The sequence below is a fragment of the Lignipirellula cremea genome (genome assembly GCF_056501455.1).
Genome location: NZ_CM151415.1, coordinates 3,080,658 through 3,097,421 on the forward strand (window position 1 = coordinate 3,080,658; position 16,764 = coordinate 3,097,421).

General features: G+C 65.8%; 10 protein-coding genes. 7 read left to right on the forward strand and 3 right to left on the reverse strand.

The features are described from left to right. Window positions 1–84 precede the first annotated feature (84 nt). The 3 genes from SH602x_RS12125 (at window position 85) to SH602x_RS12135 (ending at window position 3,456) form a co-directional block, all read left to right on the forward strand. Window positions 85–927, forward strand: a complete 843-nt coding sequence (locus tag SH602x_RS12125; protein WP_479477033.1) for a glycosyltransferase family 2 protein — start codon at window positions 85–87, stop codon at window positions 925–927. 114 nt (window positions 928–1,041) lie between these two features. Further along, window positions 1,042–2,760, forward strand: a complete 1,719-nt coding sequence (locus SH602x_RS12130; protein ID WP_479477034.1) for a hypothetical protein — start codon at window positions 1,042–1,044, stop codon at window positions 2,758–2,760. A gap of 228 nt (window positions 2,761–2,988) precedes the next feature. Then, window positions 2,989–3,456 carry a response regulator gene (locus tag SH602x_RS12135; RefSeq protein WP_479477035.1) on the forward strand — a complete coding sequence of 156 codons (468 nt, stop codon included), beginning with the start codon at window positions 2,989–2,991 and terminating at the stop codon, window positions 3,454–3,456. Window positions 3,457–3,521: 65 nt separating this feature from the next. On the opposite strand, the gene SH602x_RS12140 is transcribed toward SH602x_RS12135, so the two are convergent. Together SH602x_RS12140 and metG are read right to left on the reverse strand one after the other, a co-directional pair. Continuing rightward, entirely contained in the window at window positions 3,522–4,382 is an 861-nt protein-coding gene (locus tag SH602x_RS12140) for an alpha/beta fold hydrolase (RefSeq protein ID WP_479477036.1), read from the reverse strand. Between the two features lie 52 nt (window positions 4,383–4,434). Beyond that, entirely contained in the window at window positions 4,435–6,519 is a 2,085-nt protein-coding gene (metG, locus tag SH602x_RS12145) for a methionine--tRNA ligase (RefSeq protein WP_479477037.1), read from the reverse strand. Window positions 6,520–6,763: 244 nt separating this feature from the next. Between metG and SH602x_RS12150 the strand changes: the two genes are divergently transcribed. Next, on the forward strand, window positions 6,764–9,118 hold the full coding sequence (locus tag SH602x_RS12150) for an arylsulfatase (RefSeq protein ID WP_479477038.1): 2,355 nt from the start codon (window positions 6,764–6,766) through the stop codon (window positions 9,116–9,118). A gap of 8 nt (window positions 9,119–9,126) precedes the next feature. On the opposite strand, the gene SH602x_RS12155 is transcribed toward SH602x_RS12150, so the two are convergent. After that, window positions 9,127–12,240 carry a hypothetical protein gene (locus SH602x_RS12155; RefSeq protein ID WP_479477039.1) on the reverse strand — a complete coding sequence of 1,038 codons (3,114 nt, stop codon included), beginning with the start codon at window positions 12,238–12,240 and terminating at the stop codon, window positions 9,127–9,129. A gap of 39 nt (window positions 12,241–12,279) precedes the next feature. Between SH602x_RS12155 and SH602x_RS12160 the strand changes: the two genes are divergently transcribed. From SH602x_RS12160 to SH602x_RS12170, 3 genes are all read left to right on the forward strand, one after another. Further along, window positions 12,280–13,062 carry a sugar phosphate isomerase/epimerase family protein gene (locus SH602x_RS12160; protein ID WP_479477040.1) on the forward strand — a complete coding sequence of 261 codons (783 nt, stop codon included), beginning with the start codon at window positions 12,280–12,282 and terminating at the stop codon, window positions 13,060–13,062. A gap of 86 nt (window positions 13,063–13,148) precedes the next feature. Beyond that, window positions 13,149–14,861 carry a cation:dicarboxylate symporter family transporter gene (locus SH602x_RS12165; RefSeq protein ID WP_479477041.1) on the forward strand — a complete coding sequence of 571 codons (1,713 nt, stop codon included), beginning with the start codon at window positions 13,149–13,151 and terminating at the stop codon, window positions 14,859–14,861. Window positions 14,862–14,999: 138 nt separating this feature from the next. Then, window positions 15,000–16,688 carry a hypothetical protein gene (locus tag SH602x_RS12170; protein ID WP_479477042.1) on the forward strand — a complete coding sequence of 563 codons (1,689 nt, stop codon included), beginning with the start codon at window positions 15,000–15,002 and terminating at the stop codon, window positions 16,686–16,688. Window positions 16,689–16,764: the final 76 nt, after the last annotated feature.

A 16,764-nucleotide genomic window follows, 5' to 3' on the forward strand; every position in this document is an offset into this window, starting at 1 on the left:
CTGACGAAACTGAGTCGACGAGCGGAATCGCCGCCGATACGAACGATCCGCGGCGATTCGCCTCGAGGCCAGGAAGGGTTCCCTATGACCTATCGCGTCCTTACGGCCGTTCCGGTCTACAACGAGCAGAAGTACCTCGAAGGGGTGCTCTCCGAGGTCCGCAAGCACTCCCAAGACGTTCTGGCCGTCGATGACGGATCGAAGGACGCGACGCCCGAGATTCTCGCTCGACTGGCTGCCGCTCCGGCGGGAGAGTTGGGCCGTTTATCCGTCGCGACGCACGTTCAGAATCGTGGATACGGTGCGGCCCTGCTGACCGCGTTCGAGCACGCTATCGACGGCGGCTACGACGTCCTGGTGACGATCGACTGCGACGGCCAGCATCAGCCCAAGCGGATCCCGGAACTCGCTCGGGCGGCGATGGGCGACCTGATCGAGGGCCTCTCCGCCGCGAGTTGCCATTTCACGAAGAAGGGTCCCGGCTGGCGCGACGACTACGCGGGCGCGGACATCGTCTCGGGGAGCCGGTATCTCGTCGATCTGCCCGAAGACGACGATGCGCCTGCCGCGCGGCGACGGATCAACGAAACGATCACGGCGGAACTGAATCAACGGCTGGGACTGCGTCTGACCGACGCGTTCTGCGGCTTCAAGGCCTATCGCACCGGGGCTCTGAAAAAGCTCTCGATCAGCGAGTGGGGCTATGCCATGCCGCTGGAATTTTGGGTCAAAGCGGTCGCTGCGGAACTCTCCGTCGTCGAAGCGCCTGTGCCGCGAATCTACCTCGACGAGAATCGCTCCTTCGGGGGCGCTCTCGACGACTCCGACGTGCGGTTGCAGTATTATCGCCTGGTGATGGAACGGACGATCGACGCCACGCGCCTTCCCCGGCCGGACGTTCTGGCTCGCGATTGCGGTCGCCGCTAGGCATCGTTGCGTTTGGCGTCGTCGCCGCTGGGTTCGTTCCAGGCGAGCGGAGGGTGTAGGCCCTCCGTGCCAGATCGATCACGCGGGGCTCAGCAGATCCGGAGCGAGAACGTCGTGAATCCGAGCGTCGCCGCGTCGAATGCCCGGACTCGCGTGACGGTCGACGATCTGCTCCGCGAGTACCCGCCCGATCCGAAGCTCCGTGCTCCGCGTCTTCCGGGACAGGCTCTGTACGTCGCCAATCGCCGCGAACGCGAGGCGACGGCGATCGAGGCGCCGGCGTTCGACGTCTCCGATTCGCCTTACGCCGCGGAACTGCTGCGATGGCGCCGGCAGGCGCGGGAGCGACTGCTGGCAGAGGCCGTCGCGTGGTCGCAGTCGTATCGCGACGATCTGCCGGTCGTGCCGGAGCGGGCGACGCTGCTCCTCTCGGGACACCAGCCGGAGTTCTTTCACCCGGGCGTCTGGTTCAAGAACTTCGTCCTGTCGGAGGAGGCCCGCACGAGCGAGCGCCCGGTCGTGCCGATCAACGTGCTGATCGACTACGACCTGTGTGCGAAGCGGAGCGTCGTTCACCCGGCGATGACGCCGGCCGGCGTGCGTCAGGAGTCGCTCGACGTCGATCGCCCCGCGCTTCCGCTGCCGTTCGAACGAGCCCCGATCGTCGACCGGTCGTACCTCCAGGCATTTCCCGATCGGCTGATCGCGTTTCGTCAGGAGCATTGGCCCGGCCGTGGCGAACCGATCGCGAAGAATCTGTTCGAAGGAGCCGGCGACCTGATCCATTCGGCGGAGAGCTTCGGGCAGTTCGTCGCCCTCGCCCGGCATCGCTACGAGGGTCGGGTCGGCCTTTCGACGCTGGAGATTCCCTTCTCGAAGCTGGCGGAAGAATCGTCCTTTCGCGAGTTCGCGTCGCTGTTGCTGCAGAACGCGGAAGACTTTCGGCAGCTTTACAACGCGTCGCTGCTGGCCGTCCGGCAGGTGCAGCGACTGCGAAGCAGGACGCACCCGGCGCCCGATCTGGTCGAGCGGGACGGCTGGATCGAAGCGCCCTTCTGGATTTGGACGAAGGACGATGCCCGTCGACGGCGCCTGTTCGTTCGCGGGACCGGCGGAGGCGGGATCGAACTCTCCGACCTCGCAGGGGAGCGCCATTCGATCGATCCGTTCGACGATTTGTCGGAGGGGGCGCTGCGTCTGGAGGCGCTCTCGCGCCGCGGCGTCGCGCTTCGACCGCGGGCGCTCGCAGCGACGATCTGGATGCGAATGATCCTGGGCGACGCGTTCCTCCACGGCATCGGCGGCGCCAAGTACGATCAAGCGGCTGACCTGCTGATGGGCGCCTGGTTCGGCGTCCGCCCGCCGGCGTATCTGATCGCGACCGCGACGTTCAATCTGACGGATCGCACGCCGGAAGCCCTGCAGCGAAGTCTGCGCGAGAAGTCCCTGCTGCTTCGCGATCTGACGCAGCATCCCGAGAGCTACGCTGCAGAGGCGACGGATTCGAAAAGCGAACCGACGCTCGATCGCATCGAGGAGACGCTGCTTCGGATCGGCTCGTCCGGAATCGACGCGGAGCTTCATCGACGCCTGTCAGACGCTCGGGAAGAACTTCGCGGCGGGCTGAGCCAGCGCATCGAGCAGACGCGACAGGAGGTCGCGACGCTAGAACGCGAACTGCGGGACGAACGGGTCCTCGATTCGAGGGAGCGGTCGTTCCTGCTGTTCGACGCGGAAACGCTGCCGGCCCGTCTGCGGACTGCGGCCGAGCGAGCGGTGGCCGAACGGAAACGCGGCGACTCACGCGCGGAGAGTCCGGCAGAGCAAGGCTGATCCGCCTGACGCGAGTTTTCGGCCTTGAACGCGTCTCGCGAAACGGTAGCGGCCTGTACGCCGATTCCACGAGGATTCAAATCGCCGGTAACGCCGCATGTGCGTGCGACACGCACCAGTTTTCGGCGACTCTTTCGCCCTGCGCCGTTGAAGGCCCGCCCAAGCCTGCCATAATCGACGTTCTCCCCCGCCGTCGCCGCCGCGTCTCGCGGACTCTGGCCAACATCGATGGACGACTTCTTCTCCGAGAACACGGTCACCGGCAAACCGCTGGAGATTCTCGTCGTCGAGGATGCGTTGACGCATGCGCAGGCGACGCTCGCGGCGCTGGAGCAATTGCCCTTTCGGCAGCGGGTTTCGCTTGTGCGCAACCGCGCTGCGGCGATGCAGTTCCTGCGGCAGGAGGGGATCTACCGCCGGGCCCCGCGGCCCGAGCTGGTGATGCTAGATTCGAGCCAGCTTTCGCCCTCGGGCGAGGGACCGCTCGACGTGCTTCGATCGACGCCCGACCTCGCCGACGTGCAGGTGATCGTCGTCGCCGACGCCGAGGAGGAGGATCTGGTCGAGCTGCCGTCCTGCGTGCGGCACCTGCTCAGAAAGCCGGTGCAAATCGACAGCTTCCTGGCGGTGATGCGAGCGATCCGCGACGAAGTCCAGCATCAGGGCCGCTTCGGCGCGCTCGATCTGGTCGGGTGAATCGCCGTCCCTGCTTCAGCCTCCCTGGCGAGCGGAGGGTGTAAGCCCTCCGAGGACCAAGCCCGTCAATACTCGCCCCAGGTATCGCCTCCGGCGGGACCGTGAGGAAGGTCCTCCGTCTTGATCGGATCGACCAGACCGCGACCGAGCGTGGCCTTCAACCATTCCCGGTTGAGTTCGATGTAAGCGTCCCGCTCGTCGAGATCGGGCGGATCGCCGTGATCGGCCTTGGCCAGTTCGGCCTTGAAGAGCTTCCCTGCGTAGGCGTCGGCGATCATCTGCTGATACCGCACCGGCACCACGTGGTCCTGCAGGCTGCAGATCCACAGGCCCGGCTTGTCGCACTTGGCGGCGTTCTCCAGGCTGTCCAGAGTCTTCGGTACTGCCCGTCCGACGCCCCGCGAGATGAGCCCCGCATTCCACCAGGCGTGCGTTTCGCCGATCAGTTGCCGCAGCGGCGGCGGATTGCGGAACCAGACGCCCGAGACTTCGGGACGCGTTCCGAGATAGAGCGCCATCGTCGTGCCGAGACTGTTGCCCGACGTCAGAATGGGGCGACCGTTCGCCTCTTCCGCGATGATCTCGATCACGGCATCCGCGGCGGCGGCGAAGTGCCGCATCTTCGCCGGCCCGGCGCTGTTCCCGTAGCCGGGCGGGTTGACGCACCAGACTTCGAACCGGACGTCGGTCGCCAGATCGACCGGGTGGATGGAGCTCCGTTCGGCGCGGCCGCCCGTTCCGGAGAACTTCACCAGATAGGCTTCCGGTTCCAGCGTCGCGTCGCGATAGTTCCGCCGGACGAACAGTTCGACGTCGCCGATGGTCCAGCGAACCCTGCGGCTCGTCCCGTCTTCGTACGGGATCGGATCGACGCTCGGGCGAAGGACGGCCGAGTCCGCGATGTATTCGAATAACCGCCAGATCATGTCGTTCCGCTCCCGCGTTCGTCCGCCGCGTCGCCCCGAGGGGCGGACGACGTCAGTGAACGCGCTGTCCTGGCTTCGCTCCGTCGTCGGGCGAGAGGAGGAAGACCTCTTCGCCGCCCGGACCTGAGGCGACGACCATCCCTTCGGAAATTCCGAAGCGCATTTTTCGCGGCGCAAGGTTGGCGACCATCACCACCAGGCGCCCCACCAGCGCTTCGGCATCGTAGGCCTTCTTGATGCCGGCGAACACATTCCGGCGTTCGTCTCCGCCCAGACTGAGCGTCAAACGCAGGAGCTTGTCCGCCTCGGCGACCGGTTCGGCGGCGATCACCCGGGCGATCCGCAGATCGACCTTGCCGAAATCCTCGATCGAACAGGTTTCGGCCAGCGGTTCCGCCTTGAGCGGTCCGTCGTCATCCGACGAGGCCGGCGCCGCAGCGGGCGAAGCGGTCGCTGCCGCCGCCGCGGGCGCGCCGGTCGCAGCCTCTGCCGAGGCGTTCTCTTCCTTGCTTTCTTCGATCATCGCTTCGAAGTCCTTGGCTTCGATCCGCTTCATCATGTGCTCGAAACGTGCAACCGGCGTGCCGGCGAGTGGGCGATAAACGTCCTCCCACGTCGTCGCCGGAACCGTCAGCAGTCGATCGGTTTGCGATTTCAGCTCCGGCAGGACGGGGCCGAGGTAGGTCGCGATCTGGCGGAACAGGTTCAGCGCGACGGTGCAGACGTCCTGCAGGCGCTGCGCCTGAGCCGGATCCTTCTTCAGCGTCCAGGGCGCCGCGCTCTCCACGTATTCGTTGGCCCGATCGGCCAGTTCCATGATCAGCCGCGTCGCGCGGGCGTAGTCGCAGTTCTCGTACGACTCCGCGATCGAGGCCCCCTGGACGGCGCCGTTCGCGAAGAGTCCGCCGTCTTCCGGGTACTCCTTCGAGAGGCCCGTCGCTTCGGCGAACTTGGCCGTGCGACTGGCGAGGTTCACGACCTTCCCGACGAGATCGCCGTTGGTCTTGGCCAGAAACTCGTCGATCGACAGATCGAGGTTATCGAGCCCCGGTCCCAGCCGCGACGCGAAGTAGTACCGCAGGCAGGCGGCCGGGAAGTGCTTCGAATACGTCGCCGCCTTGATGAACGTGCCGTCCCGCTTCGACATCTTCCGACCGTTGACGGTCAGGAAGCCGTGGACGTGAACCTTCGCCGGCAGGGTGAATCCCGCCGTCTTGAGCATGCTGGGCCAGAAGAGCGTGTGGAAGTAGGCGATGTCCTTGCCGATGAAGTGATGGATCTCGACGTCGGGGGAGAGCCACCAGTCGTCGAGCGATTCGCCGTTTCGCTTGCACCACTGGTGCGTCGAGGCGACGTATCCGATCGGCGCGTCGAACCAGACGAACCAGTAGTTCCCCGGCATGTCGGGAATCTCGAAGCCCCAGTAAGGCGCGGGCCGCGAGACGTCCCAGTCCTTCAGTTCCTTGTCGAGGAACTGGCTCTTGAGGTAGTTAGCGACTTCGGGCTGGAGCCGATTTCCGGTCTGCGTCCAGTCGTCGAGAAAGTCGTGCAGCTTCTCGATCCGGACAAGCGCATGCTCGGCGGAGCGCATCACCGGCGTCGCGCCGGAATAGACGCTGACCGGGTCGATCAGCTCGGCGGCGGAATAGGTCGCGCCGCACCGATCGCAGGAGTCGCCGTACTGGTCCGCGGTCTTGCAGTTGGGGCACGTCCCGCGGACGAACCGGTCGGCCAGGAAGATCCCCGCCTCCGGATCGAATAACTGGTCGACCTGCTTCGACTGAATCAGGTCGGCGTCGCGCAGCGCCTTCCAGAACCGTCCGCAAAGTTCGCGGTTCTCGTCGCTGTGGGTGCTGCCGTAGTTATCGAACTCGACGCCGACGGCGGCGAAGTCGCGAACGTGCTCCTCCCGCATCCGGTCGATCCAGGCCTGCTCCGAGATGCCGGCCTTCTTCGCGCTCATCATGATCGCCGTGCCGTGGGTATCGTCGGCACAGAGAAAGATGCAGCGGTGACCGCGCAGCTTCTGAAAACGGACCCAGATGTCGGTCTGGATGTACTCCACCAGATGGCCGACGTGAATCGGGCCGTTGGCGTACGGCAGAGCCGCGGTGACGAGGATCTTGCGCTGCGGCATGAATCGATCGCGCAGGGGTCGAGACGAAAGGGCGCATTCTACGAGATGGCGCCCGACGCCCGTAGAACCCCTCGCTGCGAACCCCTCGTTGCGAACCCCACCCTGCCGGGGGCGACGGTTAAACGGACGAGCGCGTGAAGGACGTAAAAATCCTGAGGGGAAATCCCTTGCTGCGGTTCCGTCGCGGCCTGAGAATCCGCGAAGCCAGTCTGAGTGCGCCGGCGTCACTTCGAGGAAACGTCGTATGTCGTCGCTGCGGGGGATCCTGTTTTCGCTGGCGCTGCTGGCGGCCGCTTCATCCGCGTTCGCTCAGGAGGTCCTGCCGTTTCCGCCGACGCCTTCGGCTTCGACGGCGGGGCTGACTATTCAGGATTCGACCTACAAGCGACGGGTCCAACCGCAGCGTCTGGCGCCCGACGCGCCGAACGTCCTGATCATCCTGATCGACGACGTCGGACCCGCGACGCCGTCGACCTACGGCGGAGAGATCCAGACGCCCACGCTCAGCCGGGTGGCCCGGTCCGGAATCTCGTTCAACCGGTTTCATTCCACGGCGATGTGTTCGCCGACCCGGGCGGCGCTGCTGACGGGGCGGAATCATACTCGCGTCGGCAACGGGCAGATCTGCGAGTTCGCGAACGACTGGGACGGCTTCAGCGGCACGATTCCGAAGTCCGCCGCGCCGGTGGCCGAGACGTTGAAGAACTACGGCTATTCGACCGCCGCCTGGGGGAAGTGGCACAACACGCCCGCGGAGCAGACGACGTCGAAGGGGCCCTTTCACTACTGGCCGTCCGGATACGGGTTCGATTATTTCTACGGGTTTCTGGCCGGCGAGGCGTCGCAGTACGAACCGAATCTCGTTCGCAACACGAGCCCCGTCGAGAGGCCGCACAAAGAAGGCTACCACCTGACGGAGGACATCGCCGAGGACGCGATTCACTGGTTGCGCGAGCAGCAGTCGTTCGCGCCGGACAAGCCCTTCTTCATGTACTGGGCGCCCGGAGCCTCGCACGGGCCGCATCAGATCATGAAGGAATGGGCCGATCGTTACTCCGGCAAGTTCGACGACGGCTGGGACGCCTATCGCGAGCGGGCCTTCGCACGGCAGAAGGAACTGGGCTGGATCCCGCAGGACGCGAAGCTGACGCCGCGCGACGAGTCGCTGGCCGGATGGGATTCCATTCCGGAAGACGAGCGCGAATTCCAGACGCGACTGATGGAGATCTTCGCCGGCTTCACCGAGCACGCCGACCGGAATGCGGGACGCGTCATCGCCGAGATCGAACGTCAGGGGAAACTCGACAACACGCTGATTTTCTACATCTGGGGCGACAACGGATCGTCCGCCGAGGGGCAGAACGGCACGATCAGCGAACTGCTGGCGCAGAACGGCATCCCGACGACGATCCCCCAGCAGATCAAGGCGCTCGACGGGCTCGGCGGTCTGGACGTGCTCGGCTCTCCGAAGACCGACAACATGTACCACGCCGGCTGGGCCTGGGCGGGGAGCACGCCCTATCGATCGACCAAGCTGGTCGCCGCCCACTTCGGCGGAACCCGTCAGCCGATGGCCGTCTCCTGGCCGAAGAAGATCGCGCCCGACGCGAAACCGCGGGCGCAGTTCCACCATGTGATCGACGTCGCGCCGACGATCTACGAGGTCGTAGGAATCACGCCGCCCGCGGAGGTGAACGGCGTTCCGCAGATCCCGTTCGACGGCGTCAGCATGGCCTATTCGTTCGCCGACGCCGCGGCGGAGGATCATCGCAAGACGCAGTTCTTCGACATCATGGGCAGCCGCGGCGTCTACCACGACGGCTGGTACGCCTGCACGTTCGGCCCGCGGACGCCGTGGCTCCCCGGAGCGCCGAAGGGCATCGCCGAATGGTCGCCCGAGAACGACGTCTGGGAGCTTTACGACCTGAACAAGGACTGGAGTCAGGCGGATGATCTCTCGGCGAAGATGCCGGAGAAGCTGGCCGAGATGAAGAACCTGTTCCTGATCGAGTCGGCGAAGAATCTCAACCTGCCGATCGGCGGCGGGCTGTGGACGATGGTCTATCATCCGGAGGACTTACCCTCCACGCCCTACAAGGACTGGACGTTCACGGGCTCCATCGACCGCATGCCCGAGTTCGCGGCGCCGAAGCTAGGCAATCGGAACAATGTCGTCACGATCCAGGCCGAACTGCCGGAGAACGCCGACGGCGTGCTCTATTCGCTCGGGGCGTTCTCAGGCGGCCTGTCGTGCTGGTTGAAGGAGGGGCGGCTGAACTACGAATACAACCTGTTCCTGATGAATCGGACGCGGATCGCGGGCGAGAAGAAGCTCGCGGCGGGCAAGCACGTCATCGAGATCGAATCGAAGCTGCAATCGCCGAAGCCGGCCAGTCCGCTGGAAGTGACGATCAAGGTCGACGGAGAGCCCTACGCCTCGGGCGTCGTCCCCATGACCGCGGCCATCGCGTTCACGGCGAACGATTGCCTCGACTTCGGCAGCGATCTCGGTTCGCCCGTCGCGCTCGACTACTACGACGCCGCGCCGTTCCGCCTGAACGGGAAGCTCGGCACGTCGACCGTGCGGTACACGAAGTAGGCAGCCGGCTATTCTTCTTCGCGCTGCGGCGTGAAGCGATGATTCAGGACCCGGAGGCCGTCGGTCGCCTCCGCCCTGAGCCAGAGTTCCTTCCCGATCAGGTCTTCGCCGTCGGGAAAGACGTACTCCAGCTTGTAGGACCCGGGACCGACCTCGCGCAACTGCAGCCGTTTCCGCTTGCGGTCGGGCGCGTAGAGGTAGAAGTCGAAGCTGAGCGGCGTCTGTCCGAGGTTGACGAACTCCTGCTCGACGAGCAGCGCCCCCATCGCGTCGATGCCGGAACGAAGGTCGATTCGCACGTCCTTCAGCCCGACGTAAACCTTCTCGTAGGTCGAGAACTTGTAGGGTCGATCGGCGGAGACGTCGAAGTCGATGCGGACCGTCTGCAGGCCGCCGTTGGCCTGCGGACCGAGGCTGAACGTCAGTTCGCCCTGCGTCGCTTCGCCCGGCCCGAGACGGAACGTCGGCGACATCGCGGCGCCGGAGAAGAGCCCGGGCGCATCGACCCGCATCGCCCCGCTGACGCCCTGAGCGAAGGCGTTCTCGCCTTCCCAGAGCAGCTTCTGCGGCTTGCTCGGCACGCTTTCCAGGTCGCGCTGCAGCAGGCGGAACTTCGCCCGCCAGGCGGCGATCTCGGGGTGCAGACCGCTCACGAAAATCGGAACCGGACCGATCGGCAGGACATGCTCCTCGCCGACGGCCTCCAGCGGAACGGGGTTCCCCCAGAGATCGACCGCGGACGGCCGATCGCCCAGGTAGAGCGTCTCCTGCGTCGGTTGGTCGCTCCAGGCGATCAGGAGCGCGTCGTGCTCGCGCAGAAAGACATGGTTGACCGCTTCCGAACGAAGCGACAACTGTCCGATACGTCGCGCCGCGCCGAGCTGCGACGCCGCGGTCCGCCAGGGCAGCAGCATCGGCGTCGGTTCGCCGCTCTCCGTGAAGATGCCGCGGGTCGTAGAGAACGGCTCGGGCAGCAGCGCGGCGAGCGTCCCGTGCCGCCGGGTCTGAATCATCCGTTCCAGCAGGTCGCGTGCGCGGGCCTCGTCGGAGTAGGTTCCCGCGTCCAGCAAACGAAGCTGCACGACCGTACCGAAACGGCTTCCCGCGTTGGCTTCGAGGCAGGCGTCCAACTCGTGAGCCGCTAAAGGCGGGTCGGCCTGGAAGGAGATGAACTGCAATTCGTTCGCGACGTCGGGAGGGAGCTCGTGGATCCAGTTCCAGGCGACGCCGATCTGGACCTGACGGTTGTAGCGCACGAGCTCCGCCCGCACGTCGGCGATCGCCCGCTGACGATCGGGAAAACCGATCAGGCTCAGGTCGTCGTCGGCGCCCAGTTGCCAGCGCTGGATCTTGAGCGCCATCCGCGGCAGGATCGGCGAAAGGGCCGGCTGCCAGAGCGCGGGGTCGGAAATCGCCCGGGCGATGGGAATTTCTTCGTCCGTCGCGAAGCCGGTGCAGAACCTCGACGGAGGTCGATCGAGCGCGCCGATGAACTGCACGCTCTGTTCGCTCAGCCGTTCGAGGAAATCGGCCATCTCGTTTTCGGCGACCTGATCCTCGTGGTCGTACCAGACCGGCAGTCGGATCCACTGCACGCCGAGTTCAGGCGCGAGCTGAGCCATCGCCCGCGGGGTCAGGGGCTGTCGGACCGCGCTGAACGACCAGCCGAACGAACCGCCTCGCGCCAGTTCGATCTTCGGCAACGAGACGAAACGGACGCGACGCTGGAACGTGACGTCCCCCTCCGTCGACGGCCGGACGTTCGCCGGATCGCGGTCGCTCGCCCGGCAGCGCACCACCACTTCGTAGTATCCCGGCCCCGGAAGCTCCGGCGTCCAACTCGCGATCGAACGCAGCACCGCCTGCGCGGGAGCGGCGCCTTCCCCTGAGTGATCGTCGTGTGCAACATGCGTGTGCGAATCGCCGTGTTCTACGGATCCATGCTCCGAAGAACCGTGCGCTGAAGCGCCTTCTTCGCCGTCGTGATGGTCGGAAGAGTCCGACTCAGCCCCCGCATGGTCGCCCTGTTCCGGGGCATGGGCGTCGCTCTTCGGAGCCGCTTCGGCCGCGGGCGCGGGGCCGAACGTCGCTTCGCCGGTGAGAGCGACCGTCTGCTCGTCGACCAGCGCGCCGTGTCGGTCGAAAAGCTGAAAGTCCGCCCAGACGATCGCGGGCCGGTCCGCGGAGACGGCGCAGGTCAGCTTCGGTCGCTCGTCCGGACCGTAAAGGGCGGGAATCCGGTCGGCGGCCAGTTTGATCTGCGGAAACTCGACCAGTCGTACTTCGTCGAAGTCGATCGATCCGCCCGCCGCGAAGCGCCCGAGCGAATCGGTCGTCAGATGCACCCGGACGAAGCGAGTCTGCGAGTCCTCGATCTCGACGTCCGGGAGGGTCAGCGTTCGCCATTCCTCGCTCGGCTGCGGATAGAGAATCGATCGCTGGCTGCCGAGCGATCGCCGATTGGCGTCATAGAACGTGAGCGCGGCGGTCACGACCTTGTCGGACGCCGAGGCGCCGCGGACTCGCAGCGACAGTTCGTACGTCTGAAAACGCTGGACCGGGATGTAGGGACTCATGATCGAAGCGTTCGCGCCGTCCAGTTCCATCCGGAGGACGCGATTGCCGGCCGGCGCGGGGTCGCCGATGCGCTGGCGACCCTGCTCGGGCTGAATGCGCGCCGCGACGTAGGAGGGATAGCGGCGGTCGCGAACGCGGGTCCAATCGTCAGGCCAGAGGTCGTAATCGACGTCGGTCTGCGACTCGAATCCACAGTGGTACGCGACGCGGCGGGCGCGGGTTTCGTCGGCCCGAGCTTCGGCGGCGCCGGTCTCCGCGGTCGGGGACTCGCTGCACGTCCCGGTCGACGCCGATAGAATGAGCGCCGCGGCGATCGTCAGTAGGGTCGCCGCTCGCTGTAGCCTTCGCGAAGTCTGGCCGAACTCCGGAACCGCTCGAGCGTTCCGATTTGCGTTCGCGACCAGGCCGCGATGCCCTCTGACTGGGCCCTGCGAAACGCCGTCAGGGCGTTTCGCAGACTCGCCAGGTTCGGAAACAAGTTCCTCACGGCTCGCGAACGGGTCGTAAACTCCCCATTCGTCGCCGCATCCTTGCGGCGAACGCAAGCTTGCTGCCTTCTGCAGCAGCCCACAAGAGAGCGCGACGTGCTTCCGTTCAAGATCGGTCTTCACTTGCCGAACCTGCGACTCCCCATGCGGCAGGCGCTCGCCGCCGCGGCTCAGATGGGAGCCTCGTACGTCGAACTCGACCTGCGTCGCGACCTTCCGGCGGAGGAGCTTTCTCGAACGGGCGTGCGTCAGATTCGCAAATGGCTGGACGATGCGGGCCTGCGCGTCGTGGCGGACTTCTTCACCAAGTCCGGCTACGACGACCCGGATCGGATCGAAGCCCGCGTCGCCGGAACCAAGAAGGCGATGACCCTGGCCTACGACCTGGGATCGTCCGTGGTCGTCAATCATTTCGGCAAGCTGGAGCCGGAAACTTTACTCGATCCGCAGAGTCCTCTTCGCGACGCGCTCACCGACCTCGCCATTCATGGGCAGCGATGCGGCGTAACGCTCGCGGGGACGACGGTCGGTCTCGCGCCGTCGAAAATGAGCGAAGCCCTGGCGCTGATGCCCGAGGTGGGGCTGGGGGTGAACCTCGACCCGGCCGGGCTGCTGTTGAGCGGCGCCTCCGTCGAATCGGCGCTCGATCTGCTCGGACCCAGGATCTTTCACGTCCACGCCCGCGACGCATCCCGCGACAGCGCGACCGGTCGAAGTTATGAAACCGAACTCGGTCGCGGCAGCGTCGATTTCGCCGCGCTGATCGGACGACTGGAAGAGCTCGGCTACGCGGGCCCGCTGACGATCCGCCAGGATTCGGACGGCGACGTCGAAGCGCTGCGCCGCGCGGTCAGATACCTGACCAATCTGACGACGTAGGCGGATGGCGGCTACAATCGGGACGCATCGCGGGGCTCCTCCTCCGGCCCGCCGCGACCTGACGCCTGCCGACCTCCGGAGAAGCGATGGCTTCCGCGCACGACGACGCCTCTGCGATTGCGCCCCGGCGCGGATTCTTCGAGCGATTCGGATTGCTGTTCATCCTGATCGGCATCGGCCTGGGCGTCGCGGTCGGCATCGGATACGGCCAGACGATGTGGCTCGCCTCGGGCGGTCCCGACCGCAAGCTCGCCGAGTTGCAGGAGATGCTCCGCCAGAAATCTCCTGCCGCGAGGCTGGAGGCGGAGGCCGCGGCTCTCGAAGGTCAGGCCGCCTCGGTGACGGGCGAAGTCGATGAGCTCGCCACTGCGTTTCCCCCCGATTCGCGAACGGACGCCGTCGTCGATACGATCGTCGCGCGTCGGGAGCAAGTCGACGATCTGCTGCGGGAAGCGTCGCTGAAGCGGGAACTGGCCCAGGAGCGGCGCCGAACCGCCAGCGACGAAGAACGGGGCAAGGCCCAGCGTCTGCAAGCGGAGATCGACCGGCTCGAGAAACTGTCCGAGCGTTCCCAGGCGATGCAGGCGAACGGCGAGGCGGGCGTTCCCGCGATGGTGTTCGAGTTCGTCGACTTCGCGGGCGACCTGTTCCTGCAGGTCTTGAAGCTGTTGGTCGTGCCCCTGATCGTGACCAGCATGACGGTCGGCATCACCTCGCTGGGCGATATCCGGAACGTCGGACGGATCGGCGCCTACTCGCTGCTGTTCTATCTGCTCACGACGGCGCTGGCGGTGGCCATCGGCGTGATTCTCGTGGTCACCGTTCGTCCGGGCGAAGGCGGGGACGACGCGTTCACCTACGAAACGGCGAAGATCGCGAGCGCGAAGGAGGCGACGCCTGTGTCGACCCTGCTCGATGTCTTTCGCGGTCGCGAGGGCGAACCCGGCAGCGGCATGTTTCCGTCGAACCTGTTCCTCGCCGCGTCGGATACGAACGTTCTGGCCCTGATCATTTTTTCGATCGTGTTCGGCGGGGCGCTCACGACGCTGGGGCGGATCGGCGAGCCGGTGATCAAGTTCTTCAACGGCGCCAACGAGGCCGTGATGAAGATGGTCCACCTGGTGATGATCTTCGCGCCGATCGGAATCTTCGGCCTGGTCGCGGCGAATATCGCGCGGAACGGCGGCGGCGCCGAATTCCTCGGCGAGTTGTCGCGCCTCGGCTGGTACGTGATGGTGGTCGCGGTCGGCCTTCTGGCACATGCCGCACTGCTGATGGTGGTCATGGCATGTTTCGGGCGCAACCCGTTCACGTACACCGCCGGTCTTTCGCGAGCGTTGTTGACCGCCTGCACGACGTCGAGCTCGAACGCCACGCTGCCGGTGACGATGGAATGCGTGATCGAGAACAACCGCGTCACCGAGAAGACGGCCAGCTTCGTTCTGCCGCTGGGAGCGACGGTGAACATGAACGGCACCGCGCTTTACGAAGCGGTAGCGGCGATCTTCATCGCGCAGTCCCTGGGCATCGAACTGTCGCTCGCTGCGTTGCTGATCATCTTCATCACCGCTTCGCTCGCCGCGATCGGCGCCGCCGGCATTCCGGAGGCGGGTCTCGTCACGCTGGTCATGGTGCTGACGGCCGTCGGTCTGCCTGCAAGCGGAATCGGCATGATCCTGGCGGTCGACTGGTTCCTCGATCGTCTCCGAACGACGGTCAACGTCTACGGCGACGCGGTCGGCGCGGGAGTGATCGATCGACTGATTCCCGAGAGCGAGCCGCTTCGTCCGGCGCCCTAGAGCGCGTCTCGCGAAACTGTAGCGGTCTGAACGCCGGTTTCGTGACGATTCAGATCGCCGGGAACGCTACACGTGAGTGCGACACGCACTAGGGTCGATCGCGACTCGTAACTCTCTCTTCTGCCGACATCGACGGGCATGACTTCACTTCCTTCCGCCGACGCGTCCGGCGAAGTCGCCCCGCAAGCGGCAGGCGAAGGCATCGTCCTTGCGCGGCAGCGACAGGCTCTCGTGCTTGTCGCGTGCGCGATCGGGGCGTCGCTCCTGCTGGCCTGCATAAGGCTCTTCTTCGTGTCGAGCCCGTCGGGCGAAACGCCGTTCCAGAGCGCCAACGACCGGAGTCGCTGGACCGCGGTCCGGGCGCTGGTCGATCACGGAACGTTCGAACTCGATCCGGTCCTGGTCAAGGATCCGAGCGCCACCGTCCGGCGGGAGAAGTACGACCTGGAATGGGAGACGATCGACAAGGTTCGCCATAAAGGATGGGACGGTCGCGAGCATTACTATTCCAGCAAGCCCGTGCTTTCCTATCTGCCGCATGCGGTTATTTACGCCGCGCTCAAGGCGACGACGGGGATCCAGTTCGCGGAGTCTCCGTTCACGGTCGCGCGGATCATCCTCCTGCTGACGCAGATCCTGCCGTTCGGACTGGGGCTGTGGCTCTTCTCGCGATACGTGCTGCGTAAGGCGAGTTCGCCCTGGACGGTCGGCCTGCTGGTCCTGTTCGCCGGCGTCGGGACGCTTCTGTCGCCGTTTCTGGTGACGCTGAACAACCATGTCCCTGCGGCGATCGCGGTGGGGCTCGCGCTGACGTTTCTCTTGCGACGGGAGGACGAAACGACGCCTGGCTGGGGAAGCTTCCTGCTGATGGGGCTCTTCGCGGGGTATGCCGCGGCGAACGAGCTGCCGGCGTTGTCGTTCGCTTGCCTGCTGGGCGGCTACCTGCTTCTGAGGTCGCCGGCGAAGACGCTGCTGGCTTACGTGCCGGGCGCGACGCTCGTGGCGGTCGCGGCGTTCGGCGCCAACTACGTCGCGCACGGCCAGCTTCGCCCCCCCTACGCGATGCGGCAGGACGGACCGCTGATCATGCTGTACGCCGCCGATCGCTCCGGCTTCGAGCAGGGTCAGCTACCGAAAGACTTTCGCGACGAAATGAAGGAGCAGGGCTATACGTTTTCCCCGCGCACGACGGTCGAACGCTCCGAACGACCGGGACGATTCGTGCTGTGGGATCCGGCGACGGCGACGCGTCTGGCCCTCATCGAACGGGAGGACGGCCTCGACGTCCGACAGTGGGGGAACTGGTACGACTATCCCGGCAGCTACTGGTACTACGGTCGCAAGAGCAGCGTCGACCTGGGCGAGCCTTCCCGCGCGGCGTACGCCTTTCACGTTCTGATCGGCCACCACGGGGTCCTTTCGCTGACGCCGATGTGGCTGCTGGCGATCCCGGGCGTGTTGCTGCTCCTGCGTCGCGACTGGCGTCGGCCGCGCACCGCGGTCGCGTGGATGACGCTGATCGTCACCATCGTCTGCATCGGCTTTTACATCCTGCGACCGCTGGAGGACCGCAACTACGGCGGCGTCGCCAGCGGATTGCGGTGGGCCTTCTGGCTCGTTCCGTTCTGGCTGATCGCCGTGGTCGAGCCGACGGCGAAGCTGATGCAGCGCCCGACTGGCGTCGCGACGGTTCTGCTGCTGTTCGCCCTTTCCTGCTTCTCCGCGACCGAGCCCTGGGCGACCCCCTGGCGGCATCCGTGGCTCTATCGCGTGTGGCAGGCGAACGTGGCGGCGCCGGATGCCCCGTCTCCGAAGGACGCTTCCTGAAGCGTTGCGCTTCCAGCGGCGTGTGTGCCATGCCCACATCGCGAAGCAGGGTGGGCATGTTAGGTTCGCGCGGCGC